General features: G+C 60.7%; 16 protein-coding genes. 10 read left to right on the forward strand and 6 right to left on the reverse strand.

Annotation, left to right across the window (positions count from 1 at the left end; translation table 11 throughout):
* Positions 1 to 290: 290 nt before the first annotated feature.
* The gene (locus tag LIS66_RS23010; RefSeq protein ID WP_042610508.1) at positions 291 to 2,729 is read right to left on the reverse strand and encodes a Lon protease family protein; all 2,439 of its coding nucleotides are present in this window, start codon (positions 2,727 to 2,729) and stop codon (positions 291 to 293) included.
* Positions 2,730 to 3,031: 302 nt separating this feature from the next.
* Here LIS66_RS23010 and LIS66_RS23015 point away from each other — a divergent pair, with 302 nt between their 5' ends.
* The 4 genes from LIS66_RS23015 (at position 3,032) to LIS66_RS23030 (ending at position 6,697) form a co-directional block, all read left to right on the forward strand.
* Positions 3,032 to 3,520: a DUF3015 domain-containing protein gene (locus LIS66_RS23015; RefSeq protein WP_007909797.1), complete on the forward strand. Its 489-nt coding sequence runs from the start codon at positions 3,032 to 3,034 to the stop codon at positions 3,518 to 3,520.
* 191 nt (positions 3,521 to 3,711) lie between these two features.
* Positions 3,712 to 5,565, forward strand: a complete 1,854-nt coding sequence (locus LIS66_RS23020) for a DUF4105 domain-containing protein (RefSeq protein ID WP_227973100.1) — start codon at positions 3,712 to 3,714, stop codon at positions 5,563 to 5,565.
* 210 nt (positions 5,566 to 5,775) lie between these two features.
* Positions 5,776 to 6,132 (forward strand): hypothetical protein, encoded by a 357-nt coding sequence (locus LIS66_RS23025; protein ID WP_064364103.1) that lies wholly within the window; start codon positions 5,776 to 5,778, stop codon positions 6,130 to 6,132.
* A gap of 70 nt (positions 6,133 to 6,202) precedes the next feature.
* Entirely contained in the window at positions 6,203 to 6,697 is a 495-nt protein-coding gene (locus tag LIS66_RS23030) for a GreA/GreB family elongation factor (RefSeq protein WP_042610511.1), read from the forward strand.
* On the opposite strand, the gene gdhA is transcribed toward LIS66_RS23030, so the two are convergent.
* Both gdhA and ettA read right to left on the reverse strand, forming a co-directional pair.
* The gene (gene gdhA, locus LIS66_RS23035) at positions 6,694 to 8,031 is read right to left on the reverse strand and encodes an NADP-specific glutamate dehydrogenase (protein WP_065615650.1); all 1,338 of its coding nucleotides are present in this window, start codon (positions 8,029 to 8,031) and stop codon (positions 6,694 to 6,696) included. The two genes, LIS66_RS23030 and gdhA, sit on opposite strands and share 4 nt — an antisense overlap.
* A 348-nt stretch (positions 8,032 to 8,379) precedes the next feature.
* A complete protein-coding gene (ettA, locus tag LIS66_RS23040) occupies positions 8,380 to 10,044 on the reverse strand; it encodes an energy-dependent translational throttle protein EttA (protein ID WP_016773108.1) in 1,665 nt (554 codons plus the stop codon).
* Positions 10,045 to 10,330: 286 nt separating this feature from the next.
* Here ettA and morA point away from each other — a divergent pair, with 286 nt between their 5' ends.
* The 5 genes from morA (at position 10,331) to LIS66_RS23065 (ending at position 18,786) form a co-directional block, all read left to right on the forward strand.
* Positions 10,331 to 14,179, forward strand: a complete 3,849-nt coding sequence (gene morA, locus LIS66_RS23045; RefSeq protein WP_227973101.1) for a cyclic di-GMP receptor MorA — start codon at positions 10,331 to 10,333, stop codon at positions 14,177 to 14,179.
* A gap of 234 nt (positions 14,180 to 14,413) precedes the next feature.
* On the forward strand, positions 14,414 to 15,667 hold the full coding sequence (gene glyA, locus LIS66_RS23050; protein ID WP_039761726.1) for a serine hydroxymethyltransferase: 1,254 nt from the start codon (positions 14,414 to 14,416) through the stop codon (positions 15,665 to 15,667).
* 328 nt (positions 15,668 to 15,995) lie between these two features.
* A complete protein-coding gene (locus LIS66_RS23055) occupies positions 15,996 to 17,309 on the forward strand; it encodes a C4-dicarboxylate transporter DctA (protein WP_227973102.1) in 1,314 nt (437 codons plus the stop codon).
* 49 nt (positions 17,310 to 17,358) lie between these two features.
* Positions 17,359 to 18,063, forward strand: coding sequence for a FadR/GntR family transcriptional regulator (locus tag LIS66_RS23060; RefSeq protein ID WP_227973103.1), 705 nt, complete (start codon positions 17,359 to 17,361; stop codon positions 18,061 to 18,063).
* Between the two features lie 18 nt (positions 18,064 to 18,081).
* Positions 18,082 to 18,786 carry a GntR family transcriptional regulator gene (locus tag LIS66_RS23065; protein ID WP_227973104.1) on the forward strand — a complete coding sequence of 235 codons (705 nt, stop codon included), beginning with the start codon at positions 18,082 to 18,084 and terminating at the stop codon, positions 18,784 to 18,786.
* A gap of 98 nt (positions 18,787 to 18,884) precedes the next feature.
* Here the strand turns inward: LIS66_RS23065 and yjiA are convergent, their stop codons facing one another.
* From yjiA to LIS66_RS23080, 3 genes are all read right to left on the reverse strand, one after another.
* Positions 18,885 to 19,856 (reverse strand): GTPase, encoded by a 972-nt coding sequence (gene yjiA / locus LIS66_RS23070; RefSeq protein WP_064364097.1) that lies wholly within the window; start codon positions 19,854 to 19,856, stop codon positions 18,885 to 18,887.
* A gap of 151 nt (positions 19,857 to 20,007) precedes the next feature.
* Positions 20,008 to 20,205, reverse strand: coding sequence for a YbdD/YjiX family protein (locus tag LIS66_RS23075; protein WP_003228401.1), 198 nt, complete (start codon positions 20,203 to 20,205; stop codon positions 20,008 to 20,010).
* Positions 20,206 to 20,220: 15 nt separating this feature from the next.
* A complete protein-coding gene (locus tag LIS66_RS23080; protein WP_042610518.1) occupies positions 20,221 to 22,287 on the reverse strand; it encodes a carbon starvation CstA family protein in 2,067 nt (688 codons plus the stop codon).
* A gap of 160 nt (positions 22,288 to 22,447) precedes the next feature.
* Between LIS66_RS23080 and LIS66_RS23085 the strand changes: the two genes are divergently transcribed.
* Positions 22,448 to 22,816 carry a PilZ domain-containing protein gene (locus LIS66_RS23085; protein ID WP_065615646.1) on the forward strand — a complete coding sequence of 123 codons (369 nt, stop codon included), beginning with the start codon at positions 22,448 to 22,450 and terminating at the stop codon, positions 22,814 to 22,816.
* Positions 22,817 to 22,902 lie beyond the last annotated feature (86 nt).

Consider the following 22,902-nt stretch of genomic DNA (forward strand, 5'->3'; position numbering starts at 1 on the left):
CCCCACGGGAGGACTGGCTCGATCCAGTGATACTGTCGATATCCTTGACCTGAGAATAGAAGAAAAGTGTCCCGCGCAAGCCAAATGGAACCAGAAGGCGCCGAATGGTCATTGTGTGAAGTTTGGCGCCAGAGTCGTGACGCATTCCCCGAAGATCAATGCAAAACCTGATCTGCAAAACAAATGTAGGAGTGAGCCTGCTCGCGATGGCGGAGTGTCAGGCGACTTTTTGTCGACTGATACTCCGCCATCGCGAGCAGGCTCACTCCTACAGTTTGACCGCGCTTGGCTTAAGCGGGTTTGGCTTCGGCGAGGGCCTCTTGCGCCAGTTCCTTCTCGGCCTCTTTCAGGTCCTCTTCGCTGATCATCTCGGCGATATCGCGCAGGCGCTCGACCACGCGGGCATTGATGCTGCCTTCGGGGAATTCGCCATCGGCATTCGGCTCACCGGCCGGCTCGCCAACCAGCAGGCTCAACGCCTCATCGGCCTGCCGCACTGCGTAGACATGGAACTGCCCGGCGCGTACGGCGGCGAGGACTTTCTCGTCGAGCATCAGCGTGGCGACGTTGGCCTGAGGAATGATCGCGCCCTGCTCGCCAGTCAGGCCGCGCGCTTCGCAGAGGCGGAAGAAGCCTTCAATCTTCTCGTTGACCCCGCCGACCGCCTGCACCTCACCGAACTGGTTGATCGAACCGGTGATGGCGAAGCACTGTTTGAGCGGCGTTTTCGACAGCGCCGAAATCAGCGTGCACGCCTCGCCCAGCGACGCACTGTCGCCATCGACGTAGCCGTAGGACTGCTCGAGGGCGATGCTCGCCGAGATCGCCAGCGGGAATTCCTGCGCGTAACGGCTGCCCAGATAGCCGGTGAGAATCATCACGCCCTTGGAGTGGATCGGCTGGCCGAGGTTGACCTCACGCTCGATGTCGACGATACCGCTGCCGCCCGGGTACACCGTGGCGGAGATCCGCGCCGGCACACCGAACGCCGAGTCGCCGACTTCCAGCACCGTCAGACCGTTGCACTTGCCGACCGCCGCACCATCGGTGTCGATGAGGATGATCCCGGCGAGCATGTCGTCGAGGATCCGCGCCGAGACGCGCCCGGTGCGGGTGGCCTTGGCTTTCAAAGCTCGCTCGATATGCCCGGCATCGGTCATCTCATCGCCGGCCAGATGGCGGATGAAATCGGCCTCGCTGACCAGTTGGAACAGATCGCCGATACGCGCCGACAAGCGTCCCTGATGCTCGGCCAGCCGTGCGCTGTAGGTCGCCAGCCGCGCCACCGCATCGGCGGTCAACGGCGCCATGCCTTCTTCCGAAGTGCGGGTTTTCAGCAGTTGGGCGAACTGCTCGAGGCTTTCGTCGACCATCGGGATGTCTTCGTCGAAGTCGACCAGAACGCGGAACATCTCCTGGAAGTCCGGATCGAGGTCCTGCAGCGTGTAATACAACTGCCGCGCACCGATGATGATGACTTTGACCTGCAACGGAATGTGCTGCGGATTGAGGGTCACGGTGGCGAAGCGGCCCATCTCGCCCAGCGGCGATTCCATTTTCAGTTTGCGCGATTGCAGGGCGCGTTTCAGCGCATCCCACACGAACGGCTCGCTGAGCATTTTTTCTGCTTCGAGAATCAGGAAACCGCCATTGGCGCGATGCAGCGCGCCCGGGCGCAACTGTCGATAGGTTGTATAGAGCGCACCTTGATCGGTGGTGTACTCGATGCGACCGAACAGGTTTTCATAGGTCGGATGCGGCTCGAACACCACCGGAGCACCGCCGCTGGCCGGATGCCCGACCACCAGGCTGGGTGCGTATTGCTCTTCCAGCAACTTGCGCGCGACGGCGTCGGTCTTGCTGTCATCGACCAGTTGCTCGACCACGGTTTTCAGCAGGTAGACCTGCATGGCCTGCAGGTAACCGCAGACCGCAGCGTTTTCCGCGTACTTCTCCGACAGCGGCGCCAGCAACGGCTGCAACGCCAGGGTGATGGTTTCTTCGTTGAGCTGACGCAGTTGATTGTTCGACTCGCGCTTCCACTGCGGCAGGCTGGCGAGTTCTTCGTTCAGGCGCTCTTCGAGGCCGGAAATGTCGTCGTGGAAACGCTCGCGCTCGGCTTCCGGCAACTGCGCGAATTCAGCTTCGTCCAGGGCCTTGCCGTCGAGCATCGGCGTGAAAGCGATGTTGCTGCTGTCGCGGTACAGGGCGACGTCTTTTTCCAGGGCTAGGCGCTCGATGATGTCCAGCGCCTTGTCGTAGCGCTGGTTGAAAGCGCGGTCGATGGCGCTTTTTTTCTGCTGATACGAAGGGTGTTCGAAGACGGCCGGGAAAGTCGCCAGCAGGTTGTCGATCAAGCCGTTGATGTCGCCGATGAACGAGCCCGCCGTGCCCGATGGCAGCTCCAGTGCGCGCGGTTCGCGCGGCTCATCGAAGTTGTTGACGTAGACCCAGTCTGCCGGGGTCTGCAGGCGCTTGCCCTCGGCTTTCAGGTAGCGTTTGACGAACGAGAAGCGGCCGGTGCCCGGCTCGCCCATGACGAATACGTTGTAACCGGGGCGTGGCATCGCCACACCGAACTGCAAGGCTTCGACCGCGCGTTCCTGGCCGAGCACACCGCGAAAGGGCTCCAGATCATTGGTGGTAGTGAAGCTGAACTGTTCAGCGGAAAACGGACGAGTCAGCGCTTCGGGCGCAAGACGCAGGCTGGCAGCAACAGGATCAGGCATCGGGCTTCCTTAACAATCAGGCGGGGCAGGTAGCGGCATTCTGGCGCTGCCCGTGCCCCACTGGCAAGGCGCGCCACATGACAAAGCATAGACAAGCGCGCGGCGGGTCGGCGCGTCCCGATAAATCAGAGGTTTATTCCAAATATTTTGCAAAAAGTCACGGAACCGCTGGAACGTGCCTAAACTCCAAACTGCGCGGCTGGAACTAATACCGGCCCACTGACACTTTCGGCGCTGTCCTCGGGCAGAGTACGAAAGGCCAGAACCCTGTCCATTGGTATGCACATAAAGAGAACAAAGCTATGAAACGGATTCTTCTCGGTACTCTCTTCACCGCTGTATCCATCAACGCAATGGCGCAAGCCCCGGGCGGCCCGGATTGCGGTTGGGGCAACATGCTGTTCGAAGGTCAGCGTGGCACCCCGGCGCACTTCCTTGCTTCCACCACCAACGGCACTTCCGGTAACGCCACGTTCGGTATGACTTCCGGCACCAACGGTTGCTCGACCAACGCGTCGCTGACCTACGGCGGCAAATCCTGGTTCGCCATGAATGGCATGATGAACGAGCTGTCCGAAGACATGGCCAAAGGCAACGGCGAAGCGCTGACCACCTATGCCGTGGTACTGGGCGTAGCACCGGAAGACCGCGCGCATTTCGCGGCCGTGACCCACGAGCACTTCCAGCAGATCTTCAGCAAAGCTGACGTGACCGCTGAAGACGTGCATACCAACACCCTGGCGGTACTGAAATCGGACCCACGTCTGGCCAAGTACGCAACTCAGGCTTAAGCTCGACCCCGCCCGCTTCCTTCGGGGAGCGGGTTTTTATTTTTTGCCAAATGACGCGCTGCAGGAGCTGACGAGTGTGACGAGGCTGCGATCTTTGCTTTTGAAGATCAAAAGATCGCAGCCCCGTTGCACTCGTCAGCTCCTACAGTTTGTTGGTATTGAATTTTTTCTTTCGACTTAAGTTGCCGACTATGCTCAAACGCCTTGCCTGGCTGGCGCTCTGTGTCTGCGCCCCGCTGTCCGCCGCGCCTCACATCGATCCTCAACGTTTGCAGCAACTGGCCAACGACCGCTTCTGGATTTCCCTCGGTCATTACGAAACCGCCAAGCTCGGCGGCTGGCGCAGCTATGTCAGCGACAAGAAATTCTTTCTCGCCCCCGATGGCAACGAACATCCGGACCGCGAACTGGCCGCCACCGTGCAGGCGCTGTACGCCCCGGCCAGCCTCGGCGAGCAACACGCCCAATGCGTTTACCCGGCGCGTACACGCTGGCTGAAAGCACAGCTCAATCTCGCCGACCTGCCCGCGCCGGAGTGCGCGGAATATAAAAAATGGTTCAAGGACGTCTCGCCGCACAGCGCGGTGATGATTTTCCCGGCGGCGTATCTCAACAGCCCTTCGTCGATGTTCGGCCACACCTTGCTGCGCATTGACCAGGCGGACGTGCAGGCCGACAAGACCTCGCTGCTCAGCTACGCGATCAACTTCGGCGCCTACATCGAGGGCTCGGACAACAGCATTCTGTATGCCTGGAAAGGCTTGATGGGCGGCTACCCGGGGCTGTTTGCACTGGTGCCGTATCAGGAAAAGCTCTCTGAATACCGCAGCCTGGAAAACCGCGACCTGTGGGAATACCGGCTCAACCTGACCCAGGAAGAAACCGCACGCATGGTCGAGCATGTGTGGGAGCTCAAGCAGATCCAGTTCGACTATTTCTTCTTCGACGAAAACTGCTCGTATCGCTTGCTTGAGCTGCTGCAAGTGGCGCGGCCGAGCCTGCGCCTGACCGAACAATTCCCGCTGACCGCAATCCCGACCGACACCGTCAAAGCGGTGAAAGAGGCCGGGCTGGTCGAACACATCGAATATCGCCCGTCCCGCGAACGTGAACTGCTCAGCCGCGCCGAACCGTTGAGCGATGAAGAACAGCAATGGGTGCTCAAGGTCAGCGCCGATCAAAAAGTCCTGCAAGAGTCAACGTTCAAAGCCCTGCCCCGCGCGCGTCAGGCGTTGATCGTCGATGCCGCCTATCGTCTCGAGCGCTACCGCGCCAACGGCCAGGAACGCGACCCGCAGAGAGCGCAGCGCAGCTTCGAACTGCTGCGCGCGATCAACAAGAACCCGGCGCCGGAGCTGGAAATTCCGCAACCCGGTCTGCCCGAAGATGGCCACGAGTCCCGCACCTGGCAGGCCGGCCTCGGTACGCGCGGTGATCGCGCCTTTGGCGAATATGGCCTGCGCATGGCCTATCACGACCTCAACGACAACGCCGAAAGCTTTCCCCTCGGCGCACAGATCGAGATCCTGCAACTGAAGCTGCGTCAGTACGAAGGCAATGACTGGCAGTTGCAGCAACTGGATCTGGCGACCATCCGTTCGCTGACACCGCGCAACGAGCTGCTGCAACCGCTGTCCTGGCAGGTCACCGGTGGCCTTGAGCGTGTACCGGGCAAGCATGATGACGAAACACTGGTCAGCCACGTCAACGGTGGCGGCGGCGGTACCTGGCAGTTGGGCGAAGACGTACTCGGCTTTGCCCTTGGCACGGTACGCGTGGAACACAACAACGACTTCGCCGAGTTTGTTTCCCCGGCCGGTGGCTTCAATACCGGCGTGCTGTGGAAAAACCCGCTGGGCAACCTGAGCCTGGAGGCCAAGGGCGATTATTTCTTCAACGGCGAAGTGCGCCGCAGCCTGAGCCTGAACCAGCAATGGGAGCTGTCGCGCAACCTCGGTTTGCGCTTGAGCGCGCAGCGCGAGTTCAGCCACCTCGCCACACCCGAAACCGAAGTCATGCTCGAAGTGAAGTGGTATCACTACTGATCCCAGACATGCCCCTGTAGGAGTGAGCCTGCTCGCGATAGCGGTATTCCAGTCGCTATATCATCGACTGATAGATTGCTATCGCGAGCAGGCTCACTCCTACAGGGGATCTGTGCTGTTCAACGAATTACTCACACGCCTTTCACCGACACCTGACCAATACCCTTCTAGACTTCCCGTATCAGCCGAAAACCGGCGCGGGAGAGTGCGATGTGGCGGTGCGTGGGGTTGTTGGGCGTTGTCCTGGCGCTGGGCGGTTGCCAGACCACTCATGAAGACTTGATCGCCAAGGGGTATCCACCGGCCTTCGCCGACGGCTTCGATGACGGTTGCGTCAGTGGCCGGCAAGCGGCGGGTTCGATCAGCGGCGAGTTTCGCAAGAACGTGCCGCGCTATCTCAAAGACCAGCAATACGCCGAAGGCTGGGTCGATGGCTTTCGCCAATGCCAGGCGATGCTGGAAAACAAGGATCGCGAGCAATACCGCAACGAGCATTGGGATGAGCGCGAACGCGCCTGGCAGCAGCAGAAGGATCAGGACGTCGGGCGGGCTTATCGCTCGCAATAGGTCGCTTGCAGACATCCGTTGAAACCAAATGCCGGCAACCATGGCCCAAATCCTTTAACAGGAGGACTTCATGAGTCGCGCATTCGTCAACGAAGACAACGCCGCCGCGCAGGCCGATCAGCCGGTCGAACGCCAGGTCAGCACGCAGCCCAACTACGTCACCCCGCAGGGCCTGGCGCAGTTGCAGGCGAAGGTCGCCGAACTGCAAAGCCTGCATGCCGAGCAAACGGCCAAGGGCGAGCAGGCCGACAAGCAACGTCTAGCGGATCTGCAACGGGATCTGCGGTATTTCACTCAACGCCTGAGCAGCGCCCAAGTGGCTGTCGCCGCGACTTCCACCGACAAGGTGCAGATCGGCAGTTGGGTGACTTTTGCTGACGAGCACGACACAGAACACCGCGTGCAATTGGTCGGTGAGGATCAGGCCGACGCCAGTCAGGGCCTGATCAACTGGGCCTCACCGCTGGGCCGAGCCTTGCTCGGCGCCCGGCTCAACGATGAAGTGTTGTGGCAGCGGCCTGCCGGCGATCAACTGATCGAAGTGATCCGCATCGAACCGGCTTAAACCACGCCTTGCGCCAGCATCGCATCGGCGACTTTGACGAAACCGGCGATGTTCGCGCCCTTGACGTAATTGACCTGACCGTTGTCTTCGCCGTAATGCACGCAGGCGTGGTGGATCGATTGCATGATCGCGTGCAGCTTGCTGTCTACCTCTCCCGCTGTCCACAGCAGGCGCATGGCGTTCTGCGACATCTCCAGACCGCTCACGGCCACGCCGCCGGCATTCGAAGCTTTGCCCGGCGCAAAGAGAATGCCCGCCTCGATAAAGATATCCACAGCCTCCAGCGTGGTCGGCATGTTCGCCCCTTCGGCAACGCACACGCAGCCGTTGCCCAGCAGCGTGCGCGCGGCTTCGGCATCGAGTTCGTTCTGCGTCGCGCAAGGCAGTGCGATGTCACAGGGCAGCGACCATGGATGCTGTCCGGCGCGGAACTCCAGGCCATGAGCGCTCGCCAATTCGCTGATGCGCCCGCGTTTGACGTTTTTCAGTTCCAGCAGCGCCCGCCACTGTTCTTCGCTCAAACCGGCTTCGCAATACAGCGTGCCTTCGGAGTCGGACAAGGAGATCACCTTGCCGCCGAGGTCCATGACCTTGCGCGCCGCGTATTGCGCGACGTTACCGGAACCGGAAATCGCCACACGCTTGCCTTCCACGGTCTGCCCGCGGCGCTTGAGCATTTCTTCAGCGAAGTACACGCAACCGAAGCCGGTGGCTTCCGGGCGAATCAGGCTGCCGCCGTAGGTCATGCCTTTGCCGGTGAGGACGCTGGTGAACTGGTTGCTCAGGCGTTTGTACTGGCCAAAGAGGAAACCGATTTCCCGCGCCCCGACGCCGATATCGCCGGCCGGCACGTCAACGTCGGCGCCGATGTGGCGGTACAGCTCGCTCATGAACGCCTGGCAGAAGCGCATGACTTCGGCATCGCTCTTGCCCTTCGGATCGAAGTCCGAACCGCCCTTGCCTCCGCCCATGGGCAGCGACGTCAGGGAGTTCTTGAAGGTCTGTTCGAAGGCGAGGAATTTCAGCACGCCAAGGTTCACTGACGGATGAAAACGCAAGCCGCCCTTGTACGGGCCAATTGCGCTGTTCATCTGGATACGGAAGCCGCGATTGACCTGCACCTTGCCCTGATCATCGACCCACGATACGCGAAACACCACAGCGCGCTCTGGCTCGCAGATGCGCTCAAGAATCCCCGAGGTCAGGTAATGCGGATTGGCTTCGAGAAACGGCCACAGACTGCGCAGGACTTCTTCGACAGCCTGGTGAAATTCGGGCTGGTCCGGGTCACGTTTTTTCAGGCGCGCGAGGAAGGATTCGACGGATTCGATCATGGGAAAAGTCTCGGCAAATTTATTGTCGTTGGAGGAGATTGGGCCGGACTGTAACAAACGAGTTGCGCACAGGAACAGAGCAAAATGTCGCAGTTATGAAATTAAATGGTGCACAGGATATAAATCAGGCGGTTTTTTGAGCTGATTTTGCACCTGAGTGGGGAGTCTGGATTCAAGCAATGCACCACCAGTTATACAGCTATCGCGAGCAGGCTCACTCCTACAGGGGAACGCATTTCAAATGTAGGAGTGAGCCTGCTCGCGATGGCCACACCTCGGTCCCGCTGAAAAAACCGGGCAAAAAAAACGGAGCCCGAAGGCTCCGCTCTTTCTGCAACCAACCCGATATCAGGCCAGTTTCTTGTGACGTACCCGGTGTGGCTGGGCCGCTGCTTCGCCGAGGCGTTTCTTGCGATCGGCTTCGTACTCGGTGTAGTTGCCTTCGAAGAACACCGCTTGCGAGTCGTCTTCGTACGCCAGGATGTGCGTGGCGACACGGTCAAGGAACCACCGATCGTGGGAGATCACAATGGCGGCGCCCGGGAAGTCCAGAAGGGCTTCCTCCAGCGAACGCAGGGTTTCCACGTCGAGGTCGTTGGACGGTTCGTCGAGCAGCAGGACGTTGCCACCCTCCTTCAGGGTCAGCGCCAGGTGCAGACGACCGCGCTCACCGCCGGACAGATCCTTGACGAACTTCTGCTGGTCGCCGCCCTTGAAGTTGAAGCGGCCGACGTAGGTGCGCGACGGGATCTCGTAGTTGCCGATGCGGATCTGGTCGGAACCGTCGGAGATCTGCTGGAACACGGTCTTGCTGCCGTCGAGGTCTTCGCGGCTCTGGTCGACGCAGGCCAGTTGCACGGTTTCGCCGATTTCGATGCTGCCCGAATCCGGGGTTTCCTTGCCCATGAGCATGCGGAACAGCGTCGACTTACCGGCACCGTTACCACCGATCACGCCGACGATGGCGCCCTTCGGCATGGAGAACGACAGGTTGTCGATCAGCACGCGATCGCCGTAACCCTTGGTGACGTTCTTGAACTCGATGACCTTGTCGCCCAGGCGCGGACCGGCCGGGATATAGATCTCGTTGGTTTCGCTGCGCTTCTGGAACTCCTGCGATTGCATTTCCTCGAAGCGTTGCAGACGTGCCTTGGATTTCGACTGGCGGGCCTTGGCGCCTTTGCGCACCCACTCCAGTTCTTCTTTCATGGCTTTTTCATGAGCCGACTGCTGCTTGGACTCCTGGGCCAGACGATCGGACTTGGCTTCGAGCCAGCCCGAATAGTTGCCCTCGTAAGGAATGCCCGCGCCGCGGTCGAGTTCCAGAATCCAGCCGGCAACGTTGTCGAGGAAGTATCGGTCGTGCGTGATCGCGACCACGGTGCCCGGGAAGTCGTGGAGGAAATGCTCCAGCCACGCCACGGAATCGGCATCCAGGTGGTTGGTCGGTTCGTCGAGCAGCAGCATGTCCGGGGCGGACAGCAGCAGACGGCACAGGGCGACACGACGCTTTTCACCACCGGACAGGTGTTCCACTTTCGCGTCCCAGGCCGGCAGGCGCAACGCATCGGCGGCGACTTCCAGCTGGCGCTCGAGGTTGTGACCGTCGCTGGCCTGCAGGATCGCTTCGAGCTTGGCCTGTTCAGCGGCGAGCTTGTCGAAGTCGGCATCCGGGTCGGCGTAGGCGGCGTAGACCTCGTCCAGGCGCGCTTGCGCATCCTTGATCACGCTGACTGCTTCCTCGACCACTTCACGTACGGTCTTGGCGGGGTCGAGCTGCGGCTCTTGCGGCAGGTAACCGATGTTCAGGTCCGGCATCGGACGGGCTTCGCCTTCGAACTCGGTATCGACGCCGGCCATGATTTTCAGCAGCGTGGATTTACCCGAACCGTTGAGGCCGAGCACGCCGATCTTGGCGCCGGGGAAGAAGGACAGCGAAATGTTCTTGAGGATTTCCCGCTTCGGCGGAACAACTTTGCCCAGCCGATGCATGGTGAAGACGTATTGAGCCATGGAGAACCTTGGGTCAGTGACAGATGAATGATTGGAGCGCAGGCGATGCCTGGCCAGACTGTGCGCGTCGTTCACTTGATCACGATCAATGCGTGCGCGCTGGAAAAAGTCTGATTGTAGGGGCTGGAACGCCCCCGTCTAACCGGCAAAGCTACCTGAATGACCGGTGGCAGTCCAGCCGAGAGGGGCTGGCACTTCGCCACAACTCAAGGCATGCTAGCCGCCCTTCGGGCGTCCGGCTTATAGTGCACGTCGCGCCAGTCCAGCCAAATCGCAGGATCACAGCTTGACCAATGTCACTCCGCCAGCCTCTGTGAGCAGCACCCCACCGGCGCCCGGCTCGCCCCTGCGCGGGACATTGAAGGGGGCGCTGGCCACCCTCGTGCTGTTATTGCTCGCGTTGCTGTTCTGGCAACTGCTCGATCAATTGCGTGAAACCCAGAAGAACCAGCGCCAGTACACCATCGACTACACCGCCGACCTCGCCGCGCAAGTCAGCCTGAACATGGCGCTGAACGCGCAAATCGCCCTCAATCTGCTACCGATCGTCGAGCAACCGCAAACCGCCGACGAACAGCAGATGCTCTTGCGCAAACTGCAGCGCTCGCTGCCCGATCTGCGCAGCATGGCCCTGCTCTCGCCCTCCGGCCGGATCATCAGCGACAGCGCCAGCGACAGCTCCGACGCCGATTACCTGACCGAACTGGTACGCCGCAGCCGCGCCCAGGCGCATTACTTCAGCAACGCCGATGACGGCTCGGTGGTGCACCTGCTGTTGCATCAGGCCAGCGGCAGCAGCCGCGGTTACTGGGCGTTGCGCCTGACGCCGACGTTCTTCGACTCGCTGACCAAACAGGACGCCACCGCCCTGCGCCCATTGTGGCTGGTGGAAAACCGCCTCAATCACCAGATCATCAGCCGCGAAGCCGGATTGCCCTCGGCCAAGGCTGGCGGGCTGACCCCCGACGATGTCGCCAACACCGTGCTGACCGTGCCGCTGAGCAGCAGTGACTGGCAACTGCGTGGGCTGTTCGACCGCCAGCGCGTACTGGAAGAACTGCTGCCGGCGTTCATTGGCAAATGCCTGCTCGGCCTGGCGTTTTCGATGCTGCCGGTGATCGCGCTGCTGAACATGCGCCGCCGCCAGCGCCAGGTGCACGAAGGTCGGCGGCGCTATCAGGATATTTTCGAAGGCACCGGTGTGGCCTTGTGCGTGCTTGACCTGTCCGGCCTCAAGCAGATGTTCGACAAGGCGCAGATCCAGACCAGCGACCAGCTAAAAGCCTGGCTCGACCAACCACATCAGCGCCAGCAACTTCTCCAGGAAATGCGCGTCACCGAGGTCAATCAGGTCGCCCTGCAACTGCTCGATGTGCATTCCTGCGACGATGCCTGGCAACTGCTGATCGACGGCCAGCGCCATCCGCAGTGCGCGATCGGTCAGCAGATCCTCGACGCCGTGCTGCAGCAGCAGAAGCAGCTGGAACTGGAAATCAAGCTGCCCAACAGCAATGGCCGCGACCAGCACCTGTGGATGGTCCTGCGCCTGCCGAGCGAGCAGCACGACTATAAAGCGGTGATCCTCAGCATCAGCGACATCACCAGCCGCAAGCTGATCGAACTGTCGTTGCTGGAGCGCGAAGGTTTCTGGTCGGACGTGGTGCGCACCGTACCGGATCATCTGTATGTGCAGGACGTGATCAGCCAGCGAATGATTTTCAGCAACCACCACCTCGGCCAGACCCTCGGCTACAACCGCACCGAGCTGCATCAAATGGGCGAATACTTCTGGGAAATCCTCCTGCACCCGGAAGACGCCGACTACTACCATCGCTCGCGGCAGTTGCAGCGCCACGCCGGTTACAGCCAGTTGTTGCAATGCCAGTTGCGCTTCCGTCATCGCGACGGCAAGTGGCGGCGCTTCGACATTCGCGAACAGGCACTGGCGCGGGACAAGCACGATCAGGTCACGCGGATCATCGGCGTGGCCAAGGACATCACCGAACAGATCGAGGCCAGCGAATCGCTGCGTGACAGCGAGCAGCGCTACCGCATGCTCGCCGAAAGCATCAGCGACGTGATTTTCTCCACCGACTCCAAGCTTTCGCTGAACTACGTCAGCCCGTCGGTGCAGGCTGTGCTTGGCTACAACGCCGAATGGATTTTCCAGAATGGCTGGCAATCGACCATCGCCAACCCCGGGCAGTTGAACGGCATCTACACGCTGATGGACCGCGTCAGCAAAGCGCTGGACAAGCCCGAGCAACTGGCGTTGCTGCGCAGTCAGGTGCAAACCCAGCTGTTCCTGTTCGATTGCCTGCGCGCCGACGGCCGGAAGATTCCGATCGAACTGCGCCTGGTGCTGGTCTGGGACGAACACGGCGCGTTCGAAGGCGTGCTCGGCGTCGGCCGCGATATCAGTCAGCAGCGCCGTGCCGAGAAAGACCTGCGCATGGCTGCTACGGTATTCGAGCACTCGACCTCGGCGATCCTGATCACCGACCCGGCCGGCTACATCGTCCAGGCCAACGAAGCGTTTAGTCGGGTCAGCGGTTACACAGTCAGCGAAGTCCTCGACCAATTGCCGAACATGCTCACCGTCGACGAGCAGCAGGACGCGCACCTGCGCTACGTGCTCAAGCAGTTGCACGAGCACAGCACCTGGGAAGGCGAAGTGTGGATGAAGCGCCGCAACGGCGAGCATTACCCGGCGTGGGTCGGCATCACCGCCGTGCTCGACGACGAAGGCGATCTGGCCAGTTACGTGTGTTTCTTCAGCGACATCAGCGAGCGCAAGGCCAGCGAGCAGCGCATCCACCGCCTCGCCTACTACGACGCCCTCACCCACCTGCCGAACCGCACGCTGTTCCAGGACCGTCTGCACACCGCACTGCAAGCGGCCGAACGGCAGAAGTCGTGGGTGGTGCTGATGTTCCTCGACCTCGACCGTTTCAAACCGATCAACGACTCCCTCGGCCACGCCGCCGGCGACCGCATGCTCAAGGACATGGCCACGCGTCTGCTGGCCTGCGTCGATGACGACGACACCGTGGCGCGCATGGGTGGTGACGAATTCACCTTGCTGTTGCAGCATCGCTCCAGCCGTGAACTGGCGCTGAACCGGGCGATTCATGTCGCCGAGCAGATCCTCGCCAGCCTGGTGCGGCCGTTCGTGCTGGAGGGCCGCGAGTTCTTCGTCACCGCCAGTATCGGCATTGCCCTGAGCCCGCAGGACGGCAACGAACTCAGCCAGTTGATGAAGAACGCCGACACGGCGATGTACCACGCCAAGGAACGCGGCAAGAACAACTTCCAGTTCTATCAGGCCGACATGAACGCCAGTGCGCTGGAACGTCTGGAGCTGGAAAGCGATTTGCGTCATGCGCTGGAGCAGAACGAATTCGTCCTGTATTACCAGCCACAGTTCAGCGGCGACGGCAAACGTTTGACCGGCGCCGAAGCGCTGCTGCGCTGGCGCCATCCCCGTCGCGGACTGGTGCCGCCGGGGGATTTCATTCCGGTGCTGGAAGAGCTCGGGCTGGTGGTGGACGTTGGCGACTGGGTCATCAGCGAGGCCTGTCGACAGCTGAAAACCTGGCACCAGCAGCGGGTGCGGGTGCCGAAGGTCTCGGTGAACATTTCCGCACGGCAGTTCTCCGACGGCCAGTTGGGCACCCGGATTGCCACCATCCTGCGGGAAACCGGCCTGCCCCCGGCGTGTCTGGAACTGGAACTGACCGAAAGTATCCTGATGCGCGAAGTCAGCGAGGCGATGCAGATTCTTGCCGGACTGAAAAACCTCGGCCTGAGCATTGCAGTCGATGACTTCGGCACCGGTTATTCATCGCTGAACTACCTCAAGCAATTCCCGATCGACGTGCTGAAGATCGACCGCACTTTCGTTGACGGCCTGCCGTCCGGCGAACAGGACGCACAGATCGCCCGTGCAATTATCGCCATGGCCCACAGCCTGAACCTGGCGGTAATTGCCGAGGGCGTGGAAACCCACGAGCAACTGGACTTCCTGCGTGAGCATGGCTGCGATGAGGTGCAGGGTTATCTGTTCGGACGGCCGATGCCGGCGGGGCGGTTCGAGGCGCAGTTCTGTAACGATGCGCTCTTCATGTTCGACTAGAACACGCAATTGTGGCGAGGGAGCTTGCTCCCGCTTGAGTGCGCAGCGCTCACAGGGTTTTGGGGCCGCTGCGCAGCCCGGCGGGAGCAAGCTCCCTCGCCACACAACCACCCGATCACCGCTGATCCCGTCATGAACGCCACTTGTCTGCGACATGATGTCGTTTCATATGTCATCCAAAAGCGGTTGAGTTAGAATGCCCCCCTTTTCTGCCCCCGATCCTTGAGGACCGCCATGTTCAGCCGTGATTTGACTATTGCCAAGTACGACGCCGACCTTTTTGCCGCCATGGAGCAAGAAGCTCAGCGTCAGGAAGAACACATTGAGCTGATCGCTTCGGAAAACTACACCAGCCCAGCGGTGATGGAAGCTCAAGGCTCGGTCCTGACCAACAAGTACGCTGAAGGCTATCCGGGCAAGCGTTACTACGGTGGTTGCGAATACGTCGACGTGGTTGAACAACTGGCCATCGACCGCGCCAAGGAACTGTTCGGCGCCGATTACGCCAACGTTCAGCCGCACGCCGGTTCCCAAGCCAACGCTGCTGTCTACCTGGCCCTGCTGTCGGCCGGCGACACCATTCTGGGCATGAGCCTGGCCCACGGCGGTCACCTGACCCACGGCGCCAGCGTTTCCTCCTCGGGCAAGCTGTACAACGCCATCCAGTACGGCATCGACGCCAACGGCCTGATCGACTACGACGAAGTCGAGCGCCTGGCAGTCGAGCACAAGCCGAAAATGATCGTCGCCGGTTTCTCTGCCTACTCGCAGATCCTCGACTTCCCGCGCTTCCGCGAAATCGCTGACAAGGTCGGCGCCTACCTGTTCGTCGACATGGCTCACGTTGCCGGTCTGGTTGCCGCTGGTGTCTACCCGAACCCTGTGCCGTTCGCTGACGTCGTGACCACCACCACCCACAAGACCCTGCGCGGTCCACGTGGCGGCCTGATCCTGGCCAAGGCCAACGCCGAGATCGAGAAAAAGCTCAACTCCGCAGTATTCCCGGGCGCCCAGGGTGGCCCGCTGGAGCACGTGATCGCGGCCAAGGCGATCTGCTTCAAGGAAGCGCTGCAGCCTGAGTTCAAGGCTTACCAGCAACAAGTGGTGAAAAACGCCAAGGCCATGGCCGAAGTGTTCATCGCGCGCGGTTTCGACGTGGTGTCCGGCGGTACTGAAAACCACCTGTTCCTGCTGTCGCTGATCAAGCAGGACATCTCCGGTAAAGACGCCGACGCCGCACTGGGCAAAGCGTTCATCACCGTGAACAAGAACTCCGTGCCTAACGATCCTCGCTCGCCGTTCGTCACCTCCGGCCTGCGCTTCGGTACCCCGGCTGTGACCACTCGCGGCTTCAAAGAGGCCGAGTGCAAAGAGCTGGCCGGCTGGATCTGCGACATCCTGGCTGACCTGAACAACGAAGCGGTGATCGATGCCGTTCGTGAGAAAGTCAAAGCCATCTGCAAGAAACTGCCGGTGTACGGCGCTTAAGTGCGACGTTAAACCTGCAGCATGAAAAACCGGCCAAGTGATTGGCTGGTTTTTTTTTGCCTGTTGAAAAGATCAAAAGATCGCAGCCTTCGGCAGCTCCTACGGGGAATCGCATTTCAAATGCAGGAGCTGCCGGAGGCTGCGATCTTGGCTTCTGGACCACCGGTCAGACCGGTCATGCCAATTTCATGCTGCCCGCTTGTAATCAGGAAAAACCCAAGCCTAGACTGCGCCTGCACTGGACATACCGGTAAGACCACAACAATTAAGTCCTGAATCCGATGCGCAACGCGTGCGGCAGCCAGGACACCGACCCAGGATTCCTCCCATGCTCAGATGGTGCTCGCGTTCAATCTTCCTTCAAGTGGTTCTCGGACTGATGCTCGGCATCGTCTGCGGGCTGACCCTTCCCGAATACTCCGCCCAACTGAAACCGCTCGGCGATGGCTTTATCAAACTGATCAAGATGCTGATCGGCCTGATCGTGTTCTGCGTGGTGGTCAGCGGCATCAGCGGCGCGGGCGATCTGAAGAAGGTCGGGCGCATCGGCCTCAAATCGGTGATCTACTTTGAAGTGCTGACCACCATCGCCCTGGTGATCGGCCTGGTATTCGCCTTCGGTACCGGCATCGGCAGCGGCGCGAATATCCATCTTGAGCAACTCTCCAGCGCCGACATGGGCGACCTCGCTGAACGCAGCCAGCACATGCACACCACCACGCAATTCCTGATGGACCTGATCCCGACCTCGGTGATCGGTGCCTTCGCCGACAACAATATTCTGCAAGTGCTGCTGTTCTCGGTGCTGTTCGGCAGTGCGCTGAATCTGGTCGGCGAAGCGGCGTCCGGGATCTCGCGGCTGATCAACGAACTCAGCCATGTGATCTTCCGCATCATGGGCATGATCGTGCGGCTGGCGCCGATCGGCGTGTTCGGCGCCATCGCCTTCACCACCAGCAAATACGGCCTCGATTCGCTGCAACACTTGGGCAGCCTGGTCGGTCTGTTCTACCTGACCTGCGTCGCCTTCGTCGCGCTGATTCTCGGTCTGGTGATGCGCGTTTCCGGCCTGCGCATGTGGCCGCTGCTCAAATACCTGCGTGAAGAACTGCTGATCGTCATGGGCACCGCTTCTTCCGACGCCGTGCTGCCGCAGATCATGCGCAAGCTTGAACACCTCGGTATCGGCAGCTCCACCGTCGGGCTGGTGATCCCGACCGGGTACTCGTTCAACCTCGACGGGTTCTCGATCTACCTGACCCTGGCCATCGTGTTCATCGCCAACGCCACCGGCACACCACTGGCGATGACTGATTTGCTGACGATTCTGCTGGTGTCGCTGATCACCTCGAAAGGCGCCCATGGCATTCCCGGATCGGCGCTGGTGATTCTCGCGGCGACTTTGACCGCAATCCCGGCGATTCCCGTGGTCGGTCTGGTGCTGGTGCTGGCCGTGGACTGGTTCATGGGCATCGGCCGCGCGCTGACCAACCTGATCGGCAACTGCGTCGCCACCGTGGCCATCGCCCGCTGGGAAAAGGACATCGACGTGCAGCGCGCGAACAAGGTGCTCAACGGCGAACAGGGCTATAACTTTCAACCGCGAAAAACCGTCGCCCAAGCGGCGGCCAAAGAATTTTGAATGAGTGCCGTGCCTGCTGATTGGCAGGCACGGCGCAGGGAGCCAATACGTGATTACAACTTCAACCGTCGTCAATTCAGTGGTGGAAAAGCTCCGCGCCGCGTTGGCTTGTGGCCAGTGGCGTTCAGGCGACATGCTGCCGGGCCAGCGCGAACTGGCTGAACAAATGGGCATCAGCCGGCCGAGCCTGCGCGAAGCGGTGATCGTGCTGGAAACACTCGGCCTGGTGCGCTCGATGCCGGGCAAAGGCGTGGTCGTCCTCGATGCGCAACTCAGCGACAGCCAGAGCCACGACAGCGCGGTGGCCGGCGCCAGTCTCGAAGACGTGCTGCAACTGCGCTACACCCTCGAACCGTTCATCGTCGGGCTGGTCGCGCAATCGATCAGCAGCAAGGAAGTCGGCCAGTTGCGCCTGACCCTGATGGACATGCGCGAAGCCCTCGAGGCCGGCGACAGCGAAGCCGGGGTCAGCGCCTACATTGCCTTCCACGAAGAACTGTTCACCCTGACCTCGAACCCGATTTTCCAGAGCGTGGTCCAGCAGACCAGCAATGCCCTCAAGCAAAGCGCTGACGTGTTGCGCAATTCCCCGGAGCATCTGGCTGAGCGTCTGGAAGAAAACGAAGCCGTGGTCCGCGCGATCCGCAGCAAGAACAGCGCTCAGGCCAGCGCCGAGATGCGCCGGCACATTCTGCGCGAAGGCCAGCGCATGGGCGTCGAGCTGAATATCCCGGATGACAACCTGCCCACCTGATTTGCCAGGAGAACGGCCATGAACAGTTTTGCTTCAGCCTCGCATGCGCACTCCACTGCCCTGCCCTTTCCTGGCCTGCGCACGCCGGTGGAGGATCTGTATCCGCGAGTGTTCGACGCGATCCTCGAGCAGCGTATCGATGAACACAGCCGGTTTACCGAGGACAGTCTGAAGGCGATGTTCAGCGCCAGCCGCGCCGATGTGCGGCGGGTACTGACGCAGTTGTCCCATGAACAGATCGTGGTGCTGCGCGCCAATCATCGGCCGCGAGTGGCGGCGCCCGATCGAGAGCTGATCCGGCAGACGCTGCATGCGCGGCGGCTGGCTGAAAGCACCCTGGTGCGGTTGGCGTGTCAGCGCTCGCGTGCAGATGAGTTACAACGTCTGCGCACGTTGATCGAACGCGAGAAGCGCGCCGTCGAGCAGGATCGGCGCGGGGCGGCGATTCGCTTGTCGGGGGAGTTTCATCTGCAGTTGGCGCGGATGGCGGGGAATGCACCGTTGGCGCATTTTCTTGACAGTCTGGTGCCGCTGACGTCATTGGCGATTGCGCGGAGTCGGTGCCCGACGCGCAGCTGTTGCGCGTGGCAGGAGCATTTGGCGTTGGTTCAGGCCGTCGAGCGAGGTGATGCTGCCAAGGCAGAGGAACTGATGAATCGACATCTGGATCATCTTGAGCAGACACTGCTCGGTCCAGATCTTGAGCATTGTGTTGTTGGTTAGATTGCTATCGCGAGCAGGCTCACTCCTACATTTGAAATGCGTTCCCCTGTAGGAGTGAGCCTGCTCGCGATGGCGTCATCATTGACACTACAAACCCATCAGGCAGAGGCCACCCTGGCAAACCCCGCCCGAATCTTCTCTTCCGGCAAGTCATCGGCGATAAACACGATCACACTCTCTCGCGCTTCGCCTTCGGCCCATTCGGTGTCCCAGTCGAAACCATACAGCTTCAACACCCCCTGAAACACCAGCCGTCGATCTTCCCCGGCGATATTCAGCACACCTTTGTAGCGCAGCAATTGCTTGCCATGCTCTTCCAGCAGTTCGTTCATGAACTCGCTGAGCTGATCGATATCCAGTGCCTGATCGGTGCGCAGCACCAGGCTGGAGATGCGATCGATCGAGGGTGCCTTGCTCACCGGACGCAGGCTCAAACCGCCGCCCAGATCAGCATTGAGGTTGAAGCCGCGCACATCCAGCAGTTCGGCCAGATCAATGTTGCCATGTTCGACCACGCGGATCGGCGCGCGACGGTTGATTCGCGTAAGGCGTTCGCTCAATGCGGTGAACGTCGCCTCATCGACCAGATCGGTCTTGCTCACGAGCAAGCGATCGGCGAAACCGATCTGCGCCTGGGCGATGGTCTGGGTCAGGTGCACATCGGCGTGAGCGGCGTCGACCAGGGTGATGATGCCGTCGAGCAGATAACGCTCGCGCAGTTCTTCATCGATGAAGAACGTCTGCGCCACCGGCGCCGGATCGGCCAGACCGGTGCATTCGATCACCAGACGATCGAAGGCGATTTCGCCACTGTCCAGGCGCTCGAGCAGCAAGTACAGCGCCTTGGTCAGGTCGGTGTGAATAGTGCAGCAGACGCAGCCGTTGGCCAGGGTCATGACCTGCACCGGCTCGTCACCGAGCAGTTGGGTGTCGATCCCGGCGTCGCTGAATTCATTTTCGATCACGGCGATTTTCAGGCCGTGCTCGGCTTTCAATAAATGACGCAGCAAGGTGGTCTTGCCGGCGCCGAGGAAACCGCTGAGTACCGTTACCGGAATGGGAGAAGACAAAACCTGATCTCCTTAAAGAAACACAAAAACAAATGTGGGAGCGAGCCTGCTCGCGAAAGCGGTGTGCCAGTCAAATCACTCATCAACTGACTCTCCACTTCGCGAGCAGGCTCGCTCCCACAGGGGATTACCTCAACCGCAGGCTGTCAGCTCAACAGCACTTCGGCCCACCCTTGCCACCGTAACGCGCTTCCTGACGTTCGCGGAAGAACATCTCGTAGCTCATCACCGGTTTGTCCGGGTGCTTGGTTTGCATATGCTCGACGTAGGTGTCGTAGTCGGGCATGCCGACCATCAGGCGCGCGGCCTGACCGAGGTATTTACCGAGGCGACTCAGGTCATTGAACATGCTGCAATCCTCTGGTTACGCATCCGGCAGGGCCTGAAATGGCGATTCTTTATCCGTGCGCTCTTTCTTGCCCCAGGCGGCGATGCCGACCTTGAGCGCGTAGAACAGGATGCTGAAGACCACGAACAGGAACAGCGCGGTGAGTGTGGCGTTGGTGTAGGCGTTGAAGATCACGTGCTGCATCTGCTCGACGCTTTTCGCCGGTGCCAGCACCTGACCGTTGGCCAGCGCATCGCTGTACTTCTTCGCCAGCGAAAGGAAGCCGATCGCCGGGTTAGCGTCGAACAGCTTGATGAAGCCAGCGGTGGTGGTGCAGATCAACAGCCAGGTGGCCGGCAACAGGGTGACCCAGATGTAGCGCTGACGCTTCATCTTGATCAGGACCACGGTGCCGAGCATCAGCGCGATACCGGCGAGCATCTGGTTGGAGATGCCGAACAGTGGCCACAAGGTGTTGATGCCGCCCAGTGGATCGATCACGCCCTGATACAGCAACCAGCCCCACATCGCCACACAACCGGCGGTGGCGATCAGGTTGGCTGTCCAGGATTCGGTGCGCTTCAGCGCCGGGACGAAGGAGCCGAGCAGGTCCTGCAGCATGAAACGCCCGGCACGGGTACCGGCGTCGACAGCGGTGAGGATGAACAGCGCTTCGAACAGGATCGCGAAGTGGTACCAGAACGCCATGGTGTTTTCACCCGGCAGGACACTGTGCAGGATCTGCGCGATACCGACCGCCAGGGTCGGCGCACCACCGGCGCGAGCCAGGATGGTGGTTTCGCCGATGTCATGGGCAACCGCTTGCAGCGCCTCAGGCGTGATTGCGAAGCCCCAACTGGTGACCATTTGCGCTACTGACGCGGCATCACTGCCGACCACGGCGGCCGGGCTGTTCATGGCGAAGTACACACCCGGCTCGATCACCGAAGCGGCAACCATGGCCATGATCGCTACGAACGACTCCATCAGCATGCCGCCGTAACCGATGTAGCGGGCGTTGGTTTCGTTATCCAGCAGCTTCGGCGTGGTGCCCGAAGAAATCAGTGCGTGGAAACCCGATACCGCGCCGCAGGCGATGGTGATGAACAGGAACGGGAACAGACCGCCCTTCCACACCGGCCCGGTGCCGTCGACGAACTGGGTCAGCGCCGGCATTTTCAGCTCGGGCATGGTAATCAGGATACCGATCGCCAGCGCGACGATGGTGCCGATCTTGAGGAAGGTCGACAGATAGTCACGCGGGGCGAGAATCAGCCAGACCGGCAGCGACGCGGCGACAAAACCGTAACCGACCAGCATCCAGGTAATCTGCACACCGGTGAAGGTGAAGGCCTTGGCCCATACCGGATCGGCAGCAATCTGCCCGCCCAGCCAGATCGAACCGAGCAGCAGCAACACGCCGACCACGGAGATTTCGCCGATGCGGCCCGGGCGGATGTAGCGCATGTAGATGCCCATGAACATCGCGATCGGGATGGTCGCCATCACGGTGAAGATGCCCCACGGGCTCTCGGCCAGGGCCTTGACCACGATCAGCGCCAGCACCGCGAGGATGATGATCATGATCAGGAAGCAGCCGAACAGCGCGATGGTCCCGGGAATCCGGCCCATTTCTTCACGCACCATGTCGCCCAGGGATCGGCCGTTGCGGCGGGTCGACATGAACAGGACCATGAAGTCCTGCACCGCGCCCGCCAGCACAACACCGGCAATCAGCCAGAGCGTGCCGGGCAGATACCCCATCTGCGCCGCCAGCACCGGACCGACCAGCGGCCCCGCGCCAGCGATGGCCGCGAAGTGGTGACCGAAAAGAATGTGTTTGTTGGTCGGCACATAGTCCAGACCATCGTTGTTGAGCACGGCGGGGGTAGCCCGACGCGGATCCAGTTGCATCACGTTGTTGGCGATGAACAGACTGTAGTAACGGTACGCAACCAGATAAATGGCCACGGCAGCGACCACAATCCACAAGGCGTTGATCGCCTCGCCGCGGCGCAATGCCACTACGCCCAGGGCGCACGCTCCTACGATTGCCAGCACGAGCCAGGGTAAGTGGCGCAGCAGGCTATTATTATTTTTCATTTTTTTATTCCAGCCAGGGTGGACAAGAAAGACAGCCACCCCGAGTTTAGCGCTTACGGCGCCAAAGGCCATACCCCGACATAGGTCTAGACGCGTGCGCGATTGGCTGGCGCACGCATTCGCAGTCTATAGTCAGCGAACCTTCATGAGGATTTGCGCCATGAACGATCACTCCGCCAATCGACGTCGCTTCAAACGTATTGCGTTCGATGCCCGAACCGAGCTGAAACAGGGCGAGTACACCTGGCCGGTCAGGCTGATCGACCTGTCACTCAAGGGATTGTTGATCGAACGGCCGGAGCCGTGGCTTGGTGATAAAGAGCAGGACTTTGCCGTCGACATTCATCTGAGCGATGACGTCGACATCGAGATGGATGTGCATCTGGCCCACGAGGAGAACGGCCATTTGGGGTTTATCTGCCGGCATATCAGCCTGGAGTCGATCCAGCGCCTGCGGCGGTTGATCGAGTTGAACCTGGCGGATGAGGCCGAGCTGGAGCGCGAGTTGGGTGCGTTGATAGAAATCTAGAACCCGCCACCGATCAACTGTAGGAGTGAGCCTGCTCGCGATAGCGGTCTGCCATTCAACATATCATTGACTGATTGACCGCTATC

Source organism: Pseudomonas sp. HN2 (assembly GCF_020736465.1).
Classification (GTDB): domain Bacteria; phylum Pseudomonadota; class Gammaproteobacteria; order Pseudomonadales; family Pseudomonadaceae; genus Aquipseudomonas; species Aquipseudomonas moraviensis_A.

Excerpts from the sequence above, each read along its gene's own strand:
- LIS66_RS23020 (WP_227973100.1), top strand. The coding sequence starts at position 3,712 with ATGCTCAAACGCCTTGCCTGGCTGGCGCTCTGTGTCTGCGCCCCGCTG.
- ettA (WP_016773108.1), bottom strand. The coding sequence starts at position 10,044 with ATGGCTCAATACGTCTTCACCATGCATCGGCTGGGCAAAGTTGTTCCG.
- LIS66_RS23010 (WP_042610508.1), bottom strand. The coding sequence starts at position 2,729 with ATGCCTGATCCTGTTGCTGCCAGCCTGCGTCTTGCGCCCGAAGCGCTG.
- gdhA (WP_065615650.1), bottom strand. The coding sequence starts at position 8,031 with ATGATCGAATCCGTCGAATCCTTCCTCGCGCGCCTGAAAAAACGTGAC.
- LIS66_RS23030 (WP_042610511.1), top strand. The coding sequence starts at position 6,203 with ATGAGTCGCGCATTCGTCAACGAAGACAACGCCGCCGCGCAGGCCGAT.
- LIS66_RS23055 (WP_227973102.1), top strand. The coding sequence starts at position 15,996 with ATGCTCAGATGGTGCTCGCGTTCAATCTTCCTTCAAGTGGTTCTCGGA.
- LIS66_RS23075 (WP_003228401.1), bottom strand. The coding sequence starts at position 20,205 with ATGTTCAATGACCTGAGTCGCCTCGGTAAATACCTCGGTCAGGCCGCG.
- LIS66_RS23080 (WP_042610518.1), bottom strand. The coding sequence starts at position 22,287 with ATGAAAAATAATAATAGCCTGCTGCGCCACTTACCCTGGCTCGTGCTG.
- LIS66_RS23065 (WP_227973104.1), top strand. The coding sequence starts at position 18,082 with ATGAACAGTTTTGCTTCAGCCTCGCATGCGCACTCCACTGCCCTGCCC.
- glyA (WP_039761726.1), top strand. The coding sequence starts at position 14,414 with ATGTTCAGCCGTGATTTGACTATTGCCAAGTACGACGCCGACCTTTTT.
- LIS66_RS23085 (WP_065615646.1), top strand. The coding sequence starts at position 22,448 with ATGAACGATCACTCCGCCAATCGACGTCGCTTCAAACGTATTGCGTTC.
- LIS66_RS23015 (WP_007909797.1), top strand. The coding sequence starts at position 3,032 with ATGAAACGGATTCTTCTCGGTACTCTCTTCACCGCTGTATCCATCAAC.
- LIS66_RS23025 (WP_064364103.1), top strand. The coding sequence starts at position 5,776 with ATGTGGCGGTGCGTGGGGTTGTTGGGCGTTGTCCTGGCGCTGGGCGGT.